This window comes from Gardnerella sp. C0684A1 (assembly GCF_055326835.1).
This window is the reverse complement of record NZ_JBLTSX010000105.1, coordinates 1-231: the sequence shown is the minus strand read 5'-3', so window position 1 is coordinate 231 and position 231 is coordinate 1. Positions and strand designations below refer to the sequence as shown.

Genomic DNA, 231 nt, shown 5'->3' with positions numbered 1-231 from the left:
GCCCGCTGGAGCATGCCATGCAGATCCAGCCTCAACACCACGATGGCGAAGGCACGAGCGCTTCGCTTTACGACTTTCTGACTGAACCGGCCCTGCCGGAAACCGACCTCGCGCGGCCACGCCGCTCGGCGTCCCGTGACATCGCCGCGACGGTCGAGCGTTTGCGCGCCCGCCAGATTGCACCGATGCACGTCCCGACGAAGCGCACCGGCCTGACCCAGACCCTGTCGC

Annotated in this window: 1 protein-coding gene; it reads left to right on the top strand. The window is 68.0% G+C overall.

Going from position 1 to position 231, the window contains the following annotated elements; all coding sequences use genetic code 11:
• Positions 1-17: 17 nt before the first annotated feature.
• The coding region (locus ACNEUN_RS06490) for a hypothetical protein (protein WP_463631653.1) at positions 18-231 on the top strand (214 nt) is incomplete at its 3' end.